Annotated in this window: 17 protein-coding genes; 9 read left to right on the plus strand and 8 right to left on the minus strand. The window is 56.0% G+C overall.

The window, feature by feature from the left end:
* Nucleotides 1-12 precede the first annotated feature (12 nt).
* The 6 genes from MY069_RS05730 (at nucleotide 13) to MY069_RS05755 (ending at nucleotide 6,852) form a co-directional block, all read left to right on the plus strand.
* Nucleotides 13-690, plus strand: coding sequence for a DUF6498-containing protein (locus MY069_RS05730; protein ID WP_482796112.1), 678 nt, complete (start codon nucleotides 13-15; stop codon nucleotides 688-690).
* A 53-nt stretch (nucleotides 691-743) separates the two neighbouring features.
* Nucleotides 744-1,373: a TetR/AcrR family transcriptional regulator gene (locus MY069_RS05735; RefSeq protein WP_482796113.1), complete on the plus strand. Its 630-nt coding sequence runs from the start codon at nucleotides 744-746 to the stop codon at nucleotides 1,371-1,373.
* A 47-nt stretch (nucleotides 1,374-1,420) separates the two neighbouring features.
* Nucleotides 1,421-2,455 carry an alpha/beta hydrolase gene (locus MY069_RS05740; protein WP_482796114.1) on the plus strand — a complete coding sequence of 345 codons (1,035 nt, stop codon included), beginning with the start codon at nucleotides 1,421-1,423 and terminating at the stop codon, nucleotides 2,453-2,455.
* Entirely contained in the window at nucleotides 2,455-3,429 is a 975-nt protein-coding gene (locus MY069_RS05745; protein ID WP_482796115.1) for an NADPH:quinone oxidoreductase family protein, read from the plus strand. The genes MY069_RS05740 and MY069_RS05745 overlap by 1 nt, the downstream gene beginning before the upstream one ends.
* Before the next feature lie 208 nt (nucleotides 3,430-3,637).
* Nucleotides 3,638-5,398: a DUF1800 domain-containing protein gene (locus MY069_RS05750; protein ID WP_482796116.1), complete on the plus strand. Its 1,761-nt coding sequence runs from the start codon at nucleotides 3,638-3,640 to the stop codon at nucleotides 5,396-5,398.
* A gap of 17 nt (nucleotides 5,399-5,415) precedes the next feature.
* Nucleotides 5,416-6,852: a DUF1501 domain-containing protein gene (locus tag MY069_RS05755; RefSeq protein ID WP_482796117.1), complete on the plus strand. Its 1,437-nt coding sequence runs from the start codon at nucleotides 5,416-5,418 to the stop codon at nucleotides 6,850-6,852.
* Here the strand turns inward: MY069_RS05755 and MY069_RS05760 are convergent.
* Nucleotides 6,849-7,685 (minus strand): Rossmann-fold NAD(P)-binding domain-containing protein, encoded by an 837-nt coding sequence (locus tag MY069_RS05760; protein WP_482796118.1) that lies wholly within the window; start codon nucleotides 7,683-7,685, stop codon nucleotides 6,849-6,851. The genes MY069_RS05755 and MY069_RS05760 overlap by 4 nt on opposite strands.
* Nucleotides 7,686-7,745: 60 nt before the next feature.
* Here MY069_RS05760 and MY069_RS05765 point away from each other — a divergent pair, with 60 nt between their 5' ends.
* Nucleotides 7,746-8,399: a hypothetical protein gene (locus tag MY069_RS05765; RefSeq protein ID WP_482796119.1), complete on the plus strand. Its 654-nt coding sequence runs from the start codon at nucleotides 7,746-7,748 to the stop codon at nucleotides 8,397-8,399.
* Here MY069_RS05765 and mtgA read toward each other — a convergent pair.
* From mtgA to MY069_RS05780, 3 genes are read right to left on the minus strand one after another with little or no spacing between them, the layout of a single operon-like run.
* Nucleotides 8,392-9,108: a monofunctional biosynthetic peptidoglycan transglycosylase gene (gene mtgA, locus MY069_RS05770; protein ID WP_482796120.1), complete on the minus strand. Its 717-nt coding sequence runs from the start codon at nucleotides 9,106-9,108 to the stop codon at nucleotides 8,392-8,394. The two genes, MY069_RS05765 and mtgA, sit on opposite strands and share 8 nt — an antisense overlap.
* Entirely contained in the window at nucleotides 9,078-10,202 is a 1,125-nt protein-coding gene (gene queG, locus MY069_RS05775) for a tRNA epoxyqueuosine(34) reductase QueG (RefSeq protein ID WP_482796121.1), read from the minus strand. The genes mtgA and queG overlap by 31 nt, the downstream gene beginning before the upstream one ends.
* Nucleotides 10,203-10,224: 22 nt before the next feature.
* Complete coding sequence (locus MY069_RS05780) at nucleotides 10,225-10,899, minus strand: glutathione S-transferase family protein (protein ID WP_482796122.1); 675 nt, start codon at nucleotides 10,897-10,899, stop codon at nucleotides 10,225-10,227.
* Nucleotides 10,900-11,181: 282 nt separating this feature from the next.
* On the opposite strand from MY069_RS05780, the gene MY069_RS05785 reads away from it, so the two are divergent.
* Nucleotides 11,182-15,903, plus strand: a complete 4,722-nt coding sequence (locus MY069_RS05785; RefSeq protein ID WP_482796123.1) for an NAD-glutamate dehydrogenase — start codon at nucleotides 11,182-11,184, stop codon at nucleotides 15,901-15,903.
* A gap of 194 nt (nucleotides 15,904-16,097) precedes the next feature.
* Here the strand turns inward: MY069_RS05785 and MY069_RS05790 are convergent, their stop codons facing one another.
* Entirely contained in the window at nucleotides 16,098-17,219 is a 1,122-nt protein-coding gene (locus MY069_RS05790) for an AI-2E family transporter (RefSeq protein WP_482796124.1), read from the minus strand.
* A gap of 159 nt (nucleotides 17,220-17,378) precedes the next feature.
* Between MY069_RS05790 and MY069_RS05795 the strand changes: the two genes are divergently transcribed.
* Entirely contained in the window at nucleotides 17,379-19,310 is a 1,932-nt protein-coding gene (locus MY069_RS05795; protein ID WP_482796125.1) for a PhoX family protein, read from the plus strand.
* A 3-nt stretch (nucleotides 19,311-19,313) separates the two neighbouring features.
* Here MY069_RS05795 and MY069_RS05800 read toward each other — a convergent pair whose 3' ends face one another.
* The 3 genes from MY069_RS05800 to queC are packed head-to-tail and all read right to left on the minus strand — an operon-like array spanning nucleotide 19,314 to nucleotide 21,045.
* A complete protein-coding gene (locus MY069_RS05800) occupies nucleotides 19,314-19,736 on the minus strand; it encodes a 6-carboxytetrahydropterin synthase (RefSeq protein ID WP_482796126.1) in 423 nt (140 codons plus the stop codon).
* Nucleotides 19,691-20,341 carry a 7-carboxy-7-deazaguanine synthase gene (queE, locus tag MY069_RS05805; protein WP_482796127.1) on the minus strand — a complete coding sequence of 217 codons (651 nt, stop codon included), beginning with the start codon at nucleotides 20,339-20,341 and terminating at the stop codon, nucleotides 19,691-19,693. The genes MY069_RS05800 and queE overlap by 46 nt, the downstream gene beginning before the upstream one ends.
* Nucleotides 20,338-21,045 (minus strand): 7-cyano-7-deazaguanine synthase QueC, encoded by a 708-nt coding sequence (queC, locus tag MY069_RS05810; protein WP_482796128.1) that lies wholly within the window; start codon nucleotides 21,043-21,045, stop codon nucleotides 20,338-20,340. The genes queE and queC overlap by 4 nt, the downstream gene beginning before the upstream one ends.
* Nucleotides 21,046-21,107: the final 62 nt, after the last annotated feature.

A 21,107-nucleotide genomic window follows, 5' to 3' on the forward strand; every position in this document is an offset into this window, starting at 1 on the left:
GGGGATGATCGCTTGCTCAATTTCCTGGATCCCAACACACTCGCCCGCACCTATCGCGACCCCATCGCCTGGCTCATCCTAGCGGTCGATCTGTTCCCAATCATCGCCGTTTTGACCATGGGCTGGGGAGCCGTGGCCCTGGTCTTTTTATACTGGCTTGAAAACCTGATCATCGGCGCTGTGACGCTGGCTAAGATGACTGCGACGAGCATGCGGGATGGCCCTATCGGCCTATTCGGCATGGCTTTTCTGGGTCCGTTTTTCTTCTTCCATTATGGCATGTTTTGTTTCGTACATGGCGTGTTTGTGAGTGTATTCGCCAATCTCTCAAACGAGACAGATCCGGGCTTTCCCTCGCCTTTTGGATTGATTGATCAAGCGCTGGCCTCAGGCTCGAATATGCCCACTTTCGTGCTCGCGATTATCGGTGTTCAGATCATTCTCTTTGTCCAAGACTATATCCTGCGCGGGCAGTATCGCGAAACCACAATTGATAAAGAAATGATGGCGCCGTATGGCCGGATCATCATCCTCCATTTTGGGATCTTTGCCGGCGCTTTTGCGATGGTCGCCTTAGGCGAACCAATGCTGGGCATTTTGGCGTTGATCTTGCTCCGCGCGCTGTGGGGCGTTTTCTTGACGGTCCGTCGCCGACTTCAACTCGACGATGCACTGCAAACAAAAAGTTGACGTTCCGTCATCAATCTGAGCACACTATAGCGCGTTGAGGGAAAAGAGATTCTATGACGGTGACGATCGATCCGGAAGTCCGAATGGGCAAACGTGCACGGGCCAAAGAAGCCAATCGACGGGCGATTTTGGATGCCGCGCGGGTGGTCTTTGCGCGGATCGGATATGACGCCACCAATATTCGCGACATTATCCGAGAGACCGATCTCGCCAGCGGCACGTTCTACAACTACTTCAAATCCAAAGAAGAAGTCTTCGAAGCGCTCGCAAATGACAGCGTCAAACGGTTCCGCCCTTTGCTGCAAAAGGTGCGGGAAGAGGCCAAGGATCTTGAGACCTATCTCTATGCTGCTTTTGGCGCTTATTTTTCATTCTTGGCAGAAGAGAATGATGACGCGATTCAAGGCGGCGCCCCGCATATGAGCTTGATCGGCGTCCGGATTGATACCCCGGAAATGCAAACGGTCTCAGAAGAGATTTCTGCTGACCTTGAGATTGCGATGGATAAGATTGGCCTCGGTCATCTCGATATCGATTATATCACCGCCGCAGCGATAGGAATGGCGCGCGAAATGGGCGATCATATGCTGCAACGACGCCCTGTTGACCCGAAGATAGCCACTGAATTCGCCGCGAAAGTCACCCTTGCCGGGATCGAAGCGCTTGCCAAATCGAGCGACTAGGTCAGACTAGTCCCCAGACAATAAACGAGTTTGGGAGGGCCGCAGCTATGAGCTTGCAGGCGACTATCGCAAAATTACTGCTGAAACTTCCGGCCAGCTGGAAAGTTAAGATGGCAGGCGGCGCCCCTGTCGTGCTCGGCGGGCGGACACTCGATCCAGATTTTCAGTTTTTAGCCCATGGCGCAGCGAAACAGCCGCCAATGTCCTCTATGGAACCAGAAGTGGCGCAAGCAGCGGCGATTGAAGGCCTTGCGATGTTTGCGGCAAAGCCCGAACCTGGCGTGTCTTGGGAAGACACGACAATCCCGGGCCAAGGGACCCATCAGATCCCAGTTCGGATCTACCGGCCTGCGCAGCAAAATCCAGACGCGCCCATGATGGCGTATTGGCATATGGGCGGCGGCGTCATTTTGGATGTCGAAGCCTGTCATGCGTTCTGCACAATGGTCGCGAAGATCGCGCAATGCCCCATTGTTTCCGTCGATTATCGCCTCGCGCCGCAGCATAAGTTCCCAGCCGGATTGGAAGACTGTATCGCCGCCTATGATTGGACATTGAAAAATGCAGAATCCTATGGCGCGCCAGCTGGTCGAGCGGCGATTGGTGGCGACAGTATGGGCGGCAATTTCAGCGCCATCATCGCGCAAGAATCAACGCGGCGCGGCATGCCCAAGCCAGAGCTCCAGCTCCTACTCTACCCGGCCACCGATCTCATCTCAGAATTTGGCTCAGCCACCACCTACGCAGAGACCTATCCGCTTTCGACCGACACAATGCACTGGTTCATGCAGCAATATCTGCCTGAAGGGTTTGATCGCGCCAATGTCTTGCTGTCGCCGGCTTTGGAAACCCGTCTGGAAGGTCTTCCCCCGGCGGTCATCGCGACCGCGGGATTTGATCCCCTGGTGGATGATGGCGCAGCCTATGCCAAGAAGCTTGAGGATGCCGGCGTCACCGTCACATTTAAATGCTATGACAGTCTGGCGCATGGCTTCACCGCCTTCACCGGCATTGCGCCCGCGGCGCGCGAAGCCTGTCTCGAAATCGCTGGCATGGTCCGTGATGCCTATGCGAGCCTATAATGCGGGCGCTCGTTTGCCATACATTGTCAGATGATTTCTCGGGCGTCGAAATTCGCGATGTCGACGCGCCAATACCCGGCCCAGGTGAGGTCCGCATCAAAGTTCATGCGGCGAGTATTAATTTCCCAGACCTTCTGCTCTGTCAGGGCAAGTATCAGCTCAAGCTCGAGCCACCCTTCACCCCTGGCATGGATATGGCCGGCACCATTGATGCGCTTGGCGACGGGGTTGAACAGTTTCAGCTTGGCGATGAGGTTTGCGGCGGCGCCCGATTTGGCGGCTTTGCAGACTATGCACTTGTCAGCGCCGAAGGATTGCAAAAAAAGCCCGCTTCAATGAGCTTCGAACAGGCCGCCTCCTATTCCGCAGCTTATCTCACAGCCTATGTCGCGCTGGTTCGCCGCGGCCGGTTGCAAGGCGGTGAAACGCTGCTCGTGCATGGTGCCAGCGGCGGGGTTGGCATGGCGGCTGTGGATGTTGGCAAATTGCTCGGCGCGACGGTGATTGCGACTGGCGGCAGCGATGAGAAGCTCGCCAAAGTCAAAGCCTATGGCGCTGATCATACGATAAACACCGCACACGGATTTCGCACACAGGTCAAAGATTTGACGAATGGGCGCGGCGCGGACGTGATTTATGATCCCGTCGGCGGGGACGTTTTCGATGAAAGCGTTCGATGCATCGCCTTTGACGGACGATTGCTGGTGATCGGCTTCACCTCTGGGCGGATCGCAAGCGTGCCGACAAATATGCCGCTAATCAAAGGCTTTTCCGTCGTGGGCGTGCGAGCGGGCGAATATGGGCGGCAATTCCCCGACCGCGGAAAAGAGAATGTCAAACAGATTTGGGATTGGGCGCGCGAAGGCAAAACACGGCCCTATGTACATGCCACCCTGCCCTTAGAGCAGACAATTGAGGGCTTTCGCGCGCTCCAAAATCGCCAAGTCGTCGGCAAACTGATCATTGCGCCGTGAGCGAATCAGGACGCTAAAACCGAAGAATCTTAAGCGAATCCGGATCTTGCTTGATTAAATTTGATTCAAGGCGTCTCGGAAAAACTTATACTTAACAAGGCTTTGAATCGCGCCCCAAAATGGACCGATTTGCGTTACAAAGACTTAGCTTTTAGTGGCGATCTAATCCCCTAGTACGAACGTTTGAGTGAGTATGAGGGACAGTCTAATGAGCGCGCATCGCTTTCCAAAAGCATCAATAATCATTGCTGCCAGCTTGTTTGTCGCCGCGTGTGGCGGCGGCGGTGGCGGATCTTCGGTGCCGCCCGGCACGCCCGGCGGTGGAAGCGGTAGCGGTGGTGGAGGCGGAGGTGCGCCGGCTGAACCTGCTTCTAAGATTGATAGTGAGCTTGAAGCCTCGCGGTTTCTAGCCCGCGCCACTTTTGGGGGCTCAAAAAGCGAGATTGCCTCGCTGAATGGTGAAGATGCTGCAGATTGGCTGGCCTCAGAGTTTTCCAAAAGCACATCGCTGACGATGCCGACCCTGCTCGCCCAACCGCGCAATTCAGATGGGCGTTTGGAAAGTCAGCGCATCAATGAACTCTATTGGGATCATATCGTCACCGCAGATGATCAAGTCCGGCAACGCATGGCGTTCGCGCTGTCTCAAATCTTAGTTTATTCCGATGCCGCCGATTCAGACCAACCGACCCGCGCTTATTATCAAGACATTCTGATCCGAAATGCGCTCGGAAACTACCGCGACCTATTGGAAGAAGTCACTTATTCACCCGCGATGGGACAATGGCTAACTTATCTCGCCAATCGCAAGGGCGATCCGAACAAGGGCCGGATGCCGGACGAGAATTATGCCCGCGAAATCCTGCAGCTCTTCTCAATTGGCCTGATCGAGCTGAACATGGACGGTTCGCCTAAATTGGACGCGCAAGGCCAACAAATAGAGACTTATTCCAATGACGATATTGAAGGTCTCGCCCGCGTCTTTACCGGCCTGTCTTGGACCGGCGGTGATTTCTGGAAAGAACCGCAAGATGGCGGCATCAATCCGATGGAAATGTATCCCGAGCAGCATTCAGAGCTCGAGAAAAACTTCCTCGGGACCACAATCCCTGAAGGCACGCCAGGTACGGAAACCATTGATCGAGCGCTCGACACGATTTTCGAGCACCCGAATGTTGCGCCCTTCTTGGCTCGCCAACTGATTCAGCGTTTCACGCAATCAGACCCGTCGCCTGCCTATATACAGCGTGTCGCAACGGCGTTTGAAACCGGCCGCTATACCGCCGATGGCGGACGCAATTTTGGATCTGGACAGCGCGGCGATTTGCAAGCGACGCTCGCTGCGGTGCTTCTCGACGACACGACCTTCGTGGAGCCAGGCAATGGCGCGGTGATTACGAGCGGGAAAGTGCGGGAGCCGATCTTGCGCTTCACGCATTGGGCTCGCGCCTTCGATGTCAGCGGCGTGGATGCCGGCAATGAACGCCGTCTGCGCGACACACGCAGCTCAGAGAGTGCGCTCGGTCAGCAGGCCTTCCGCTCACCGTCTGTGTTTAACTTCTACCGTCCAGGCTATATTGCGCCCGGAACGAACGCTGGGGACCGCAACATCACGGTGCCAGAGTTCCAAATCGTCAATGAGAGCAGCTCGGTCGGCTATTTAAACTTCATGACCGATTTTGCTTTTGACCGCGCCTCGCAACGCGATCGCGATATTGATACCTACACTCCGGACTATAGTGACGAGCTTGCTCTCGTCGGCACGCCAGCCGCTTTGGTCGATCATCTTGATGATTTGTTGACGGGCGGCCGAATGGCGGACGCTGAAAAAGCCGACATTGTCGACATTATTAGCACCGTCGAAATCCGAACTAATAGTGCGGAAAATACCGCTGCTGACCAAGAGGACGTGGTGCAAACCGCTGTCGCCTTGGTGCTCAACTCGCCGTCTTACGCGGTCACTTGGTAGGTCTGAAGGAGATTAAAATGGCCAATATTTCTCGTCGCCACGTCCTTGCAGGCCTCGGTACGGCTGGGTTTGCAACCAGCCTCGGTTCGATGACCAATTTGGGGCTAAACAATGCTTGGGCCGCCGATACTGGCGGATACAAGGCCATGGTCTGTATCTTCCTGAAAGGTGGCATGGATGGAGCGGATACAATCCTTCCCTATGATCAGGCCTCCTATGATCAGCTGCGCACTGTCCGCAGCGGGCTCTTCGGCGCGTATAATTCAAACTCTTCAGCCTCAACGCGTAATCGCGCGAACTTGCTGCAGATGAATCTCGACAATGCGGGTGACTTTGGTGGCCGCCAATTTGCCATGCCGCAAGAATTGGCACCGCTTCATTCCATGTTTGAGAGCGGAGACTTGGCGGTCGTCGGCAATGTTGGCCCATTGATCGAGCCGACCACCCGCGTCGCGATGGATAATAATTCGGCGATCCTTCCAAAGCGGCTTTTCTCGCACAATGACCAGCAATCGACATGGATGTCGTTTGGGGTTGAAGGCGTCAGCCGCGGCTGGGGCGGCCGGTTTATGGATCGTGTCGTCGCCTCGGCGCCGAACCAAAACCGCATCTTCTCGGCCATTGCGACGAGCTCAAACGATGTCTTCCTGGCAGGTGAAGATGTCACACAATTTAAAGTGGGCACTAGCGGTATCGCCGAACCAAATCTGTACAATAATCGCGGCCTGCTCGGCTATAATGATGGCGACGATGCCGCGCGCGATAAAATTCGAACCTTCCTCGCGAAACGCGATTTCCAAAGTCAGAATGTGTTTGAGCAAGATATCGCCACCGCAACCGCAAAAGCGGTCGATAACACAGCGCAGTTCGCGCAAGCTCAGGAAAATGCGACGCCGTTCACCGCGCAATTTGAAGACGATCGCGTCTCGCGCCAGATGCGCTCGGTTGCAGAGACCATCAAGATCCGCCAATTCCTAAACGTCTCACGTCAGATGTTCTACGTGTCCACTGGCGGCTACGACACCCACAGCAACCAGGCCAACAGCATTGGCGGCTTGCATGCCCAGCTCGCCGCGGCGATTTCATCATTCCGAGAAGCGATGATCGAAATTGGTGAGTGGGACAACGTCGTCGTGTTTACCGCATCTGACTTTGGCCGGACTGTGATCGATAATGGCAATGGCACCGACCATGGTTGGGGCGGACACCATTTTGTTGCCGGCGGCGGTGTTCAAGGCAAACGCCTGTATGGCGAGGTGCCATTTGCTGATGTCGATAGTAATTCCTACACCCGCTCTCGGGGCCGGCTGATCCCAACAACATCGGTCGAGCAATATGCCGCGACCATGGGGTCGTGGTTCGGATTGGACAGTTCGGAGCTGCGTTCATCGCTGCCGAACTTGAATAATTTCAACCAAACCGATCTCGGCTTTATGGGCGGCGCGACCAGCTAAGCCATATCGCTGGCGATCGCAGATAGACCTGCCTGATAGGTTGGATATTGGGGTCGCCAGCCAGTGGCGGCCTTAATCCGCGCATTCGAAACGCGTTTGCATTCCGAATAAAAACTGCGCCCCATGGGTGACAGATCGGCGTCTTCAAACTTGATTTCGGGCGGCGGCGCCACGCCGAGAAGATCGGCGGCAAGCGCGATCACGTCTTGCGGCGGCGCTGCGTAATCGTCGCACAGATTGAACGCGCCAAAGGCACTCGACCTCAATAGAGCATGCAGGCCGGAGGCAATGTCATCGACATGCACGCGCGAGAAGACTTGCCCGGTTTTCACGATGCGCCGCGCTTTGCCCGCTTTGACCCGTTCAAGCGCTGACCGCCCGGGGCCGTATATCCCCGGCAAGCGGACCATCCGCACACGCTTATGCGCCTTGTGCCAACCCTGCTCTGCCAATACGCGCCGCTCTGCTCGATCCGATTGCGGATTGATCGCGGACCATTCCATCGCCCAGCCGCCATCCAAATCGCCATATACGCCCGTTGTCGAAAGATAGGTGACGCTGGCCGCTCGTTTAGCCTGATCGCCCAGCATGGCGAGCGCGGGACACCCGGTTTCACTCGGCGGCGCTGAAATCAGCAAATGCGCCGCGTCTAATCGCTCAAGGATGGATGGATGATCATCAATTGAGATCGGTTCTATTCGCGTGTCTGCGAGACGGACGCGGCCCTGCTCGGATCGAACTGTTCCATAAACAGGTCCCTGCCAGAGCATCGAGAGCGCCGTTGCAGAATAACCCGGTCCAAAGAGAAAAAGAGGTTCTGACTGATCTGTCATTTGCGCTCCCTCACTTTGCTCGCTACCGCCATTACAATAGCTTTAGAAGAGAGCTCATCCATGTTTATCTCCCTCCTAGTCTCCGGCGCATTCCCGATGATGCAGACCGCGTCTGCGGATATAGCCCGCGCCGAACAGGTAAGGCTCGAAACGTGTTTAGAAAAGTCAGAATCCGCGCCTGAAGAAGCCTATGAAGACTCTCTGGCTTGGCTGAGCAACGGGAACCGCCCGAAAGCGCGATACTGTAACGCGGTATCTCTCCTCGCCTTAGACCGCCTCGAAGAAGGCGCGGCGCGTTTGGAAGCGCTGGCCACCGCGCCAGACGCGATCTCGGCTGAGGATCGGACAACCTATCTCGTTCAAGCCGGAAATGCCTGGCTTAGCGCGAATTATCCGGACGCCGCCATCGTCGCCCTCACTGATGCGCTGAAGCTGGAACGCAATGACGCAGAAATCTACAAAGATCGCGCCGCGGCGTATTTGGCGACAGAGCGCTGGATCGAAGGCGTGGATGATTTGAACATTGCGCTTGAGAAAGTACCAGGCGATGCAGAAGCGCTTTCATTGCGAGCGCGAGCGCATCTCGCGAGCGACAATCTTCGTGCTGCCAAAGCAGATATGGAAGCTGCGCTCAGCTATGACCCTGAAAATATTGATCTTCTCGTTCTACGCGGCGACGTGCGTGAAGCCATCCGCCTCTCAGAACTCAATTAGACTTTAGCACACACGCGTCCAAGCCATCCCGACGAACAACGCCCATGCGCGCCTGGATGGTCGCGGTGCGCTGGCGAACATAAGGCCCGGCTTGATTGACCCGCCACTTGTTCGGGCTGGGCAGGACAGCGGCCAAACGTGCGGCCTCAAAGGCAGTGAGGTCACTCGCTGGCTTTCCGAACCGTCCATAGGCCGCGGCCTCGGCGCCATAGAGGCCGTCGCCCCATTCAGCGACATTGAGGTAGACTTCCATCACTCTCGTCTTGCCCCAAAAGCCGTCAATGAAAAGCGCCATCCAGCTCTCCCCAGCTTTACGGACAAATCCGCCACCATTCCAAAAGAAAACGTTTTTAGCGGTCTGCTGCGTTAGCGTCGACGCCCCGCGGAGACGCCCGCGTCGCTCGCGCTCATCCAAGGCATCCTGAATGGCGTCCAAATCAATGCCGGAATGATCACAGAACTTGGTGTCCTCGGCGGCAATCACCGCTTGGATAAGGTGGGGTGAGATCCGCTCTATCGGCACCCAAGTATGATACACGGGTGTGCCTTGGATAACGCGGCCAGCCATATTCGCGGTCCCTGGTGGCGGTACCAAGAACAAGATCAACGCATAGACATGAACCGTCACGACCAGGCCCGTCAAAAATTTGACGGCCCGCCATAGCCACCGCCCCATATTCATGGATTGAGCTCGATCGGTTGCGTCCATTCTGCCCGCACATCCTCATTTGCCTCGGCGCCAAAGCGCGCGGCCTTTTCGGTTTCGAACCGGGCGAAATCAAGGCGCCCCAGCGCCCATATCGCGGCCCCGCGGACCACTGGGTTTTCGTCACTAAGATGCGGGATCACGCTATGGTCTATCAATGCCGGATCAGCTGAATTCCCAATGGCGATTAAGACATTGCGCAAGAACCGGTCCCGCCCGATCCGCTTGATGGGAGAGCCGGAAAAGACTTGTCGAAAACCCTCATCATCGAGTGCGGCAAGCTCATCAAGGCCAGGCCCCTTCAGCTCCGCCCTGGCCCAAAACGCGCTTTCATTCGCTGTGTTGGCAAACTTGTTCCACGGACACACAGATAAGCAATCATCACAGCCATAAATCCGGTTTCCCATTTCCGCGCGAAACTCATGCGGGATGGGATCTTTATGTTCGATGGTGAGATATGAAATGCAGCGTCTGGCATCGAGCTTATAGGGCTCGGGGAAAGCCCTAGTCGGGCAAATATCGAGACAGGCCCGGCACGACCCGCAATGATCCACCTCGCTTGGGTCTTTGTTGAGCGCGGCATCGGTAAGCATGACGCCAAGAAACAGCCAAGAGCCAAGCTCGCGCGAGACCAGATTTGTGTGCTTGCCCTGCCAACCGAGCCCAGCTTTTGCGGCCAGAGGCTTTTCCATCAGCGGCGCTGTGTCGACAAACACTTTGACGTCCGCACCTGCCTCCGTAACAAACGCACGGGCCAGCGCTTTCAGACGTTTTTTGAGTATGTCGTGATAGTCCTTGCCGCGCGCATAGACCGAGATATTGCCCTCGCCTCGCCGCTCCAAATTCTCCATTGGGTTTCGATCCGGACCATAATTCAGCCCAACAACAAGCGCCGATTTTGCCTCGCCCCACATCGCGGTCGGAGCGCGTCGTCGCTCTAATGTGGTTTCCATCCAGGCCATATCGCCATGATATCCGGCCTCGACAAAGGCTTCCAAACGCTCACCCGCTTGCCACGCCTCATCGACCCGGCAAATCCGGCAGGCATCAAAGCCAAGCTCTGCGGCCTGGGTTTTGAGGAAGGTTTCCAGCGACATGCCTCTTCATCCCGCGCGTGCGCTAGAAATCAAGGTCTGTGTAATGTTTGACTGGTTTCGCATTGCCGACCCGGTCTTCTAACAGCGCGCGGAAACTCGGCCGCGATTTCATCCGCGCATACCACGCTTTGAGGTCCGGCGTCTGATCCCAAGGCACATCGCCAAAATAGTCATAGGAGGACAAATGAGCGGCCACACTTAAATCTGCAACACTCAGATTGCGACCCGCAATATAAGACCGCTCCCCCGCCAGAGCATCGAGGAATGTCATCCGGTTTTTGAGCGCGTGCGCCCCTTGGCGCAGGGCCAAACTATCGGGCGAGCGATCGCGTTTCACCCATTGGGTCACGCGTTCTGAAAGCAACGTATTATTGATTCCGGCAAAGCTTTCTTCCGCCCATTGCCATAAACGCCGAGCTTCAGCTTTTTCCATCGCGGTAAATGGAAGAAGCCGCGGGCTTTGCTGCGCCTCTTCAATATATTCACAAATCGCCAGCGATCCGACGGCTGAGGTTTTGACCTCGGCATCTGTGTCCAACAAAGCTGGTGCACTCGCGCCGGGTGCAAGCGCTGCGAGCTCAAGATCAGACACCCAAGGCCGGATCTCAATCGACTCAAAGGCCCAGCCTTTTTCGCCCATAAGCAAGCGAACGGTCCGTCCCAGCGGATCGATGGGCCAATGCCAAAGCCGTTTCATGCGCCTCGCCCTAATCCTATTCGCCGATCAGGCAAAATTGAATCTCCCCGCGCCGCCATAGCGATGCATTTTCGAACGTGTGTCCCGTCGTTCATAGAGCGCATTTGAACGTAAAATTCTGACGAAATCCTTTCCTGACGGGAATTTTGATCAAATGTCTGTATGGCGGCGCCAGCCTTTGACACCGCAGTCAACAGTTCGGGGTCAAAAACTGCTATGCTTTTGATTGAGACAGGATTCGATTTCCCTTAAGGAAGGGCTCTCGTTTTGGGATGAATACCTATGGCAGATCGCTCTCACACCACGTCCAATAACTCAGACCCGGTACAGTCTTGCATCTCTCAAATGCTGAACGAAGTGCCAGCTGAAGCGCGCGGAAAAATCCCTCGTGGAAATATCGAAGCGCTTGGTAAGACCCTATGGGATTGGTTTTTGACGACCGAAGGCGCGTCCGTGCGCCTGCGCCCAACCAAGGATGTCGATCCCCATTGGTTTGGGCAGTATTTGCTAGAAGTCGTTGGTCCAGATCGGCCCTTCCTCGTCGATTCCCTATTGGGCGCGTGCGCAGATCTCGGATTCGAAGTCCTGAGCTTGTTCCACCCGATTGTAGAGCATGAAGGCCAAGCCCACTCCCTCATCCAAATCCATTTGCCGAATCTCAGCGAGGCCGAACAAACGCGCTTGCTGGCAGAGGCCCAAGCCACGCTGAATGATGTCACCGCGGCGACCGACGATTATCAAACAATGCGCGCGCGGATGGCCGAAGAGATCGAGCGACTCGCCGCCTGCACGCACATCTCCGCCCGTTACAAGGATGAAGCGCTCGAATTTTTAAAATGGCTTGGCCAAGAACGGTTCGTTTTCTTGGGCGTTCGCAGCTATGATTTTCCGACCGGTGCAGACGGCAAAGTTCTGCCGGAAGAACCGGAAATGGTTGAAGGCTCGAATCTCGGCCTGATGCGCGATGAAACCCGAAACGTGCTCAATCGCGGCGCCGAGCCATTGCTCCTGACAAGAGAGATTGGAGCGTTTTTGGCCGAGCCCGAAACGCTAATTATGGCGAAAGCGACCCTGATGAGCCGGGTCCATCGCCGGGTGGCTTGCGACTATGTCGGCGTCAAACATTATGGCGCAGACGGCCAAGTGGTGGGCGAAACGCGGTTTCTCGGTCTCTACACCGCTGAAGCCTACAATGAATCTGTTCGGAACATTCCACTCTTGCGGCGGCGGATGGAACGCGTGCTCGACATTCTTGGCGTGCTTCCAGGCAGCCACAATGAGAAAGCCCTCTCGAACATTATTGAAGGTTGGCCTCGAGACGAGCTGATCCAAACAAAATCAGAAACGCTTGCACCCATCATGCAAGGCGTCTTGGACCTCGTCGCTCGACCGCGCGTCCGTGTTTTCACGCGGGCCGATCGGTTCAACCGCTTTGTCAGCACCGTCGTATTCGTGCCGCGCGAGACGTACGACACTGACCTACGCCGCCATATCGCCGAGGCGATTGAGGAGGCTTGGGGCGGCCATATGAGCAGTTTCCAGCCCAGTTTCGATGGCGCCACCATGGTCCGGGTCTTGTTTCAAACCGCCCTTCCCAAGGATGGTCCTCGCCCAGATCCGGAAGAGCTCGAGCGGCAAATCGCGCGGATGGCGCGCCGCTGGACCGACCGTTTCCGGGATGCCATCCACGATCATGATTTAGACGCTGAACGGCGGGCGCAGGCAGAGCTTTTCGCGGACTCATTCAATGCGGGCTATCGCGAAGCGTTTTCTCCGGAAGAAGCGATGCTCGACGTCGCTATGCTGTCTCGGCTCAACGCCGACTCTCCGGTTGGCCTACGCGCTTATCATCGGGACGGTGACGCGGATGGGCGGATTAGAGCTAAAATCTATTCCCGCAGCGGCGCCATTGCCCTGTCCGACTGTGTCCCCGTCTTTGAGCGTATGGGACTGTTCGTGGATTTTGAAACCGGCTATCCGGTGACCCCTGCCAAAAAGCCAGTCTCGGACGCACCCGAAGAATATTGGGTCCATGCGTTGAGCATGAGGCTTGAAGGGGCAGATGGCGTCAAATTGGAAGACATCAACGAAGCCTTCGAAGACGCCTTTGTGGCCGTCTGGAGCGGCCTAGCGGAAAATGACGGCTTTAATGCGCTGATTTTCACGGCGCACCTAAATTGGCGAGAAGCCGCGCTATGCCGCGCACTGTGTGCCTATCGGCACCAGTCCGGCCTAGATCCGGCGCGCCAAACGCAAATCGAGGCCCTCAATTCGAACCCAAGCCTGGCGCGTCAGCTCATCAGCTTGTTTACAAGCCGGTTTGATCCCGACCTTCAAGGCGACCGAGAGGCCAAAACCCGAAACTTGCAAAAACAAATCGAGCAGGGTCTCGAAGCCGTGCCTTCGTTGGACCATGATCGTGTCATCCGGCGCCTGGCGGACTTGATCGGCGCGATCCAGCGCACCAATTTTTTCCAAATCGGCCCTGATGGGCAAAGCCTGCCTTTTATCAGTTTCAAGATTGCCAGCCGCGAGCTGGTCGATCTTCCGGACCCAAAACCGTATCGCGAAATCTTTGTCGACTCCCCGCAAGTCGAGGGGGTTCATTGCCGGTTTGGTCCAGTCGCTCGCGGGGGCCTAAGATGGTCCGATCGCCGCGATGACTTCCGCACCGAAGTGCTTGGCCTGGTGAAAGCGCAACAGGTCAAGAATGCGGTCATCGTGCCGGTTGGATCGAAAGGCGGATTCTTCCCAAAACAGCTCCCGGCGAGCGGATCAAGAGACGCCATCCGGATCGCGGGTGTCGAAGCCTACAAAACGTTCATCACCAGCCTGCTTGGCTTGACCGATAATTTGATCGACGGCGCGGTTCAAAACCCGAGCCGGACTGTCATCCATGATGGTGATGATCCTTATCTCGTTGTTGCTGCAGACAAAGGCACTGCCACCTTCTCGGACATCGCGAATGAAATCAGCATGGCGTACGGATTCTGGCTTGGCGACGCATTCGCCTCCGGCGGGTCCGCTGGCTATGACCACAAGAAAATGGGCATTACTGCTCGCGGCGCCTGGGAGGCAGTGAAACGCCACTTCCGCGAAATTGGAAAAGACATCCAATCAGAGCCGTTCACTGTCATCGGCTGCGGCGATATGAGCGGCGATGTGTTCGGCAATGGCATGCTGCTGTCCAAGCAGATTCGATTGCAGGCGGCGTTCAACCATATGCACATTTTTATCGATCCAGACCCGCAGGATCCAGAGCGGCTTTGGGACGAACGCCAACGCATGTTCGACCTGCCGCGCTCAAGCTGGCTCGACTACGATCAGAGCCTGATCAGCGAAGGCGGCGGCATCTTTGATCGCAGCGCGAAATCAATTGATCTCACCCCGCAGATTAAAGCTATGACGGGCTTGTCCGACGATCAAGTGACACCGAATGAACTGATCCATGCATTGTTAAAAACCGACTGCGAACTGCTATGGTTTGGCGGAATTGGCACCTATATCAAAGCCAGCGCAGAAACACATGCGGACGCTGGCGACCGCGCAAATGACGTGGTGCGGATCAACGCCCCCGAACTAAAAGCAAAAGTCATTGGCGAGGGCGCCAATCTTGGTGTGACCCAAGCTGGACGGATTGAAGCTGGGCTCAACAAAGTGCGCGTCAATTCTGATGCAATCGACAATTCAGCCGGCGTCGACAGTTCAGACCACGAGGTCAATATCAAGATCCTCTGCACTGAAGCGATCCGCCGCGGCAAACTTCCCAGCGGTGAACGCAATACCCTGCTCGCTTCGATGACCGATGATGTGGCGGACCATGTGCTCGCGCACAATTATGCGCAAACCGGCGCGCTGAGCCTCGCGGAGCATTCAGCGTCTCGCGACCATGATGCGCTTGAGCGGCTGATGATCCGGCTTGAACAACGCGGCGTCCTAGATCGCCAGGTCGAAGGCCTGCCGAGCACAGCGGAAATGGCGCAGTATAAACAAGATGGACGACCGCTCACCCGACCTGAAATCGCGGTTCTTATGGCGTGGACGAAAATCGTTTTGTTCGATGACTTGGTCGCGTCTAAGGTGCCTGATGACCCTTACTTCCAGCACACATTGCAAAACTATTTCCCGGAGGCGCTCAGAACTTATAGCGATGTAATGCAAGCGCACCGGCTGAAGCGTGAAATCATTTCGACTGTACTCGCCAATCGCATCATCGATATTGCCGGACCGGTCTTCATGCTCCGCCTGCGCGAACAAACGGGCGCGCGCAATGCTCAGATTATCGAAGCCTTTGAAGCCGCTTATGCCCTGCTTGATGCGTCCGCGCTGAGAACCGACATTGATGCCTTGGACAATCAAGTTCCGGCCGCGAGACAAATGGCGCTGCATGCAACTCTGTCCGGCGCGCTTGAACGGTACACGCATGGCATTCTCGGCCTCGGTCAATCTGGTTCGATTGTCCAAACCATCACCGCGCTCGCACCAAATGCTGACGCTCTGAGCGCCATCGAACTGGACACCCTGCCCGCCTATATGAAGGCCGTCCTCCAACGCCGCGTCAAACATCTCTCACGCGACAAGGTTCCGCCGCAGCTCGCAGACCGAACTGTTCGCACCACACTCATGGCGGATACGCCGCTGATGCACCGTCTGTCCAAGGACAGCACAGCTGCCCCAAGTGAGGTTACGCAGGCCTATATCACAGTTGGAGACTCGCTTTCACTCGATCGCCTCCGATCGGCCGCTGAACAGGCGATCTCAGATATGCCGTATTGGGACCGGCTCGCGACGCGCGGACTGACGCGCGAGCTTGAAGGCCTGCAAGCGGAAGCAACAAAATTGTCGCTGAAAGCGGAGTCTATCAACGCGTGGTCGCAGACGCATGACGGCCCGCGCCGCGAGCTGTTACAGGATCTCAAGAAATACACGGGCAGCCAGCCAAGTTTCGCACAATTTGCGCTTGCTGCAGATGCCGTGAGAAAATTCGTCCAAGCCGCAAGCTAACAGAACCGCACACCAATAACGAGCGAGCCCGCCGTGCAGGGACTTGCTCGGCGGGCTCTACTGGCCTCATCCGCAGGCTGGGTGGGGGGACGCACGCGGAGGCCAGATTACGATGTGACTTATTTGTCCCTACGCCGCACTATATGGATTGCTCATAGCTTTTAGCCAAGAAGAAAATTCATCCAATTCTGTAACTATTCCGGGAGCGTTTGTGTTTCACTCGCGTCATCTACTAAATTTGTAGTAGATTCGCGCGACAATGGATCTCCATTTGCAGAGAGTAGAATGGCGATCCAACGTGTCGATGGGGATTGGGCGAAGAGAATCATCATCAACACGGTTAAGGGCGCCGATAAGAACATCCCAGGAATGCCCCAGATGGCGCCCCAAATCGCTAACCCTAAAAGCACCACTAAGGCCGACAGGTTTAGCGTGTCTCCCATAATCCGAGGTTGCACAAAATTGCCGATGGAAAACTGCCAAAAACTCACGCCTGCGAAGACCAAAGCGGCAAACACGTAACTATTATTTGGCGCGTCTCCAGGGATCCAGCCAGCAATCTCCGGTTGCACAAGCGCGAAGAGTGGCGGCACCAAGGCCGCGACGATCGAACCGATGGTTGGGATGTAATTCAGGACAAAAATGAGCGTCGAGAGAAACAATGCATTCTCAACCCCAAGCGCGAGCAGTGTCGCATAGGTGAGCGCCGTGATCATCGCGCTGATCACGGTTTGGGTCCACAAATAGGTTTCGATCCCGCGCCGGGCATCGTCGCCGACATGTTTCACTTGCTGTCTTCGGTCCGGATCAGAAAAGACGCGATCGAGTTTTCCTGGCCATGCTGATTGGGCCATAAACAGGAAAGCGACATAGATTAGGATCAAGACAAGATCCCCCGTGAGTCCGCTCGTTGCCGAAGCAATCGTGCCCAAAAAGGCCTGACCAGATTCATTGAAGACGAGTTCCGTTAGCGTCGGCGCATTACCGAGATGCAGCGATGTATAGATGGCCTCAATCAGGCCGTTGATGCGCTGAAGATAGGCATCACCCTGACTACCAAACTCACCGATCCCGCGAGCCATCATGGCGAGAAATCCGATGAAACCGCCGATCACGACCAGGATTGCAACGCCTCGTGCCCAGGCGCGATTGAGCAGCGACAAGCGTTCATCGATGAAGCGCGCGAACCCCTCAACGATCAGGAAGAGGAAAACCGCCAGCGCAAAAGGCGCGAAAATCTCTCGTCCAATGTAAAGGAGCGCGATAATGACGCCCGTCGCAATGATCCAGATACCTGTATTTAATGACCGGCCCATTTGATGCCCTCCCACATTATGAGGTTTATACGCTCATTCGCGAGACGATCAAAAGCCCGCAAAAATTAAGGTGCTGCGACAATAGACCTCTGCGCGGTCCTTATAACTTTTGCACAAGCCTGGTAATGATGGCGCAAAGCCGCTTCGGGAGCCGTGACGATGGATCATTCAGAAAACAAAACCTCCAATCCACGCATTGCAAAAGGTGCGCGAACGATCGGCGACATCATCGAGGCGCGCCTTAGCAGGCGCGGATTCCTAGGCGGCATGGCTGCAACGACGGGATTGATCGCCTCAGGCTGCACCACCACCGAGGCCGCCCCGGTCATCGCAGAGGCGCCTGAAGCGCCACAAGCAGCCGCCTTCAACTTTGAAGAAATCACCCGCGGCATGGACCAAACCCACCATGTGCCAAATGGCTATGTTTCTGATCAGGTGATCAGCTGGGGGGATCCTCTGTTCGATGACAGCCCAGCATTTGATCCGATGGACCAAAGCGAAGCCAAACAGCTGCGTCAGTTCGGGTACAATAATGACTATCTCGGTTTTGTTGAGCTTCCGGCCGAAACCGATGGCGCGCAACGCGGCTTGCTGTGCGTCAATCATGAATATGTCTCGAGCCTACTGATGCAGCCTGGGATCGCCGCGACCTATCCAGCCTCAATGACCCGCGAAGTGTGCCTCACAGAGATGGCAGCGCATGGCGGCAGCGTGGTTGAGCTCAAACGAACGGATGAGGGCTGGAAACCCGTGGTCGGCAGCCCTTACAATCGCCGCATCACAGCCCATACGACGCCGATGGAAATCACCGGCCCTGTCGCCGGTCATGCCCGCGTACAAACTCAAGAAGACCCTGAGGGCCGGACAGTATCTGGAACCATGAACAATTGCGCCGGCGGCATCACGCCTTGGGGCACCTATTTGATGGCCGAGGAAAACATCAACGGGTATTTCATCGGAACGATCGCGGAAGATCATCCCGAAGCGGAAAACCACAAACGCTTTGGCGTCGCGGGCGGCTGGTATCAATGGGGCCGTCATTTCTCCCGCTATGACATTTCCAAAGAACCAAACGAGCCGAACCGGTTTGGCTGGGTGGTTGAAGTTGATCCCATGGATCCAAGCTCAACGCCGAAAAAACGGAGCGCGCTTGGTCGCTTTAAACATGAGGGCGCTGAAAGCGTTGTCGCCCCGAATGGACATGTTGTCGTCTATATGGGTGATGATCAGCGCTTCGATTACGTCTATAAATTTGTCTCAAAAAACAAGTTCGACCCGAACAATCGAGAAGCGAATTTAAGCTTGCTCGAAGATGGCACGCTTTATGTCGCTCGCTTTGATGAAGATGGCTGGGTCGAGTGGATGCCGCTGATTTTTGGCGAAGGCCTGCTAACTCCTGAGAACGGTTTCGACTCGCAAGCGGATGTGCTGATCGATGCTCGACTGGCGGGTGACTTGCTTGGCGCAACACCGATGGACCGCCCAGAAGATGTCGAGCCAAACGCAGAGGCTGGCACCGTTTGGGTGATGCTAACCAATAATAGCCGCCGAACAGAAGACGAAATTGACGCCGCTAATCCGCGTGCTGAAAACCGCTTTGGCCACATCATCCAAATCACTGAGCCAGACGGCGATTTCACCGCAACCCAATCGCGCTGGGAAATCCTGGTTCAATGCGGCGACCCGAACATTGCGGAAGTTGGCGCGACCTGGAATCCGCTGACCAGCGATCAAGGCTGGTTTGGCAGCCCAGACAATTGCGCCGTCGATCCATCAGGGCGCCTTTGGGTGGCGACAGATGGCAATGAAAGCACAGGCGCCTCTGATGGCATCTGGGCTATGGAAACCGAAGGGGAGCGCCGCGGGACTGGTAAAGCCTTCTTCCGTGCTCCCATCGGTGCCGAAGTCTGCGGGCCGCGCTTCACCGCTGATGGGAAGACGCTATTCCTATCTGTCCAACACCCTGGTGACGGTGACGGCGCCACATTTGAGACGCCGACCACCCGCTGGCCGGATTTCGAAGAGGATGTCCCGCCGCGCCCAACCGTGCTGGCCATTCGCAAAGCCGATGGCGGGCCCGTCGGCGTTTAGCGCTTAGCTAACCACGAGAACGCATCGCTCGTCCAAACTTGGACGGGCGAGCACGATGGTTTTGAGACCTGGAAGCTTCGGCTTTAAGTCGTTCGCGGCCCAGACGGCAATCCGCTCCAGCGTCGGTACTTCCAATCCCTCAATCTCGTTGAGCAGGCAATGGTCGAGCTTGTTTGCGGTTTCGCTTAAGACGGCCGCGAGCTCGGAAAAATCCTGCACCCATTCTTCACCAGGCTTCACCTTGCCAGCCACCGTGGCCTCGAGGCGGAAGGAGTGGCCATGCACATTGCGGTAGGGATGCCCTTCGGGTTTACCGCCCATATAATGAGCCGCTTCAAACGAGACCGCTTTCGTGATCTCGAAAACCTGGCCCTCGACCTTTACGGCAGACCGATCAGTTTGTGTGTTTGTAAGCTCAATCGCCATTTTGGGTGCTTCATACAATAAGCGGCGGTGGCCGCGATGTTCTGGGCGTGCGCCGTATCATCTTTAGGCTGCAGAAAAAAGTGTTGAAACTGCAAGCTTTCAAATTGTGAAGGCCGCGCTTCGGTTTCATCCTGAGGAAAAACAAGTTTTAGCTCATTCCCAGACACTTGCTTTAGCGGGGCATTGGCTTTCGGGCTCACACAGATCCAGTCAAGACCTTCAGGCGCCGCCAGCGTGCCATTGGTTTCCACGCCGATCTCAAATCCCGCGGCCTTTAGTTCAGCAATCAAAGGGGCATCGAGCTGCAATAACGGCTCGCCACCGGTGCAGATCACATAGGGTGCGCCGCCTTCGGGAGCTGCTGCCTCCCAAACAGATTTGACGTGCGCCGCAAGCGCTCCCGCGCCCGAGAACTTTCCGCCATTCTCGCCATTGGTACCGACAAAGTCTGTGTCGCAAAACTTGCAGACCGCTTTGGCCCGGTCGCGCTCGAGACCAGACCACAGGTTGCAGCCGGCAAAGCGCAAAAACACGGCCGCACGTCCGGTCTGCGCGCCTTCGCCCTGCAAAGTCACATAAGCCTCTTTAACCGAATAGATTTTCATGCGGGAACCTTAGCGCGCCATTTCAGATACCCATTCGCGCGAAGTTCACATGCCGGGCAGTCTGCACATCCATATCCCCACTCATGACGATGAGTGCGGTCGCCGATATAACATGTATGCGTTTCTTCAATCACGATATCGATCAGTTTTTGACCGCCCAAGTCTTCGGCCAACTCCCAAGTTTCGGCCTTATCGAGCCACATTAAAGGCGTCTCGATCGTAAACGGCCGATCCATGCCGCGCGACAGGGCCAGCTCCTGTGCATCAAGAGTCTCGCGCCGACAATCTGGATAGCCCGAATAATCGGTTTCGCACATGCCGCCAACAAGCGTCGACAGCCCGCGGCGCCAAGCCAGCGCCCCAGACAAAGTCAAAAACAGCAAATTGCGCCCCGGCACGAACGTATTCGGCAAGCCGTTCTCAGCCATTTCGATTTCGGTTTCCGATGTCATCGCGGTTTCGCTGATATCGCCTAAGACAGAGAGATCACAAACATGATCGTCGCCTAATTTTGCGTGCCAAGCCGGGAAGCTTTCACGCAAGGCTGCAAGGATATTGAGCCGACAATCGAGCTCCACGGAATGCCGTTGCCCATAGTCGAATCCAATGGTTTCAATTCGATCATAACGCGCCAAGGCGTGAGCCAAACAAATGGTTGAGTCTTGTCCTCCAGAAAACAACACTAGGGCAGACGTCTCGGCCATTATTCTTCTCTTTGCCTCCGTTTCGCGGCCTCTCCCGGCTCGCATCTCACATAATTGCCCGT

The organism is Hyphomonas sp. ske169 (genome assembly GCF_056850855.1).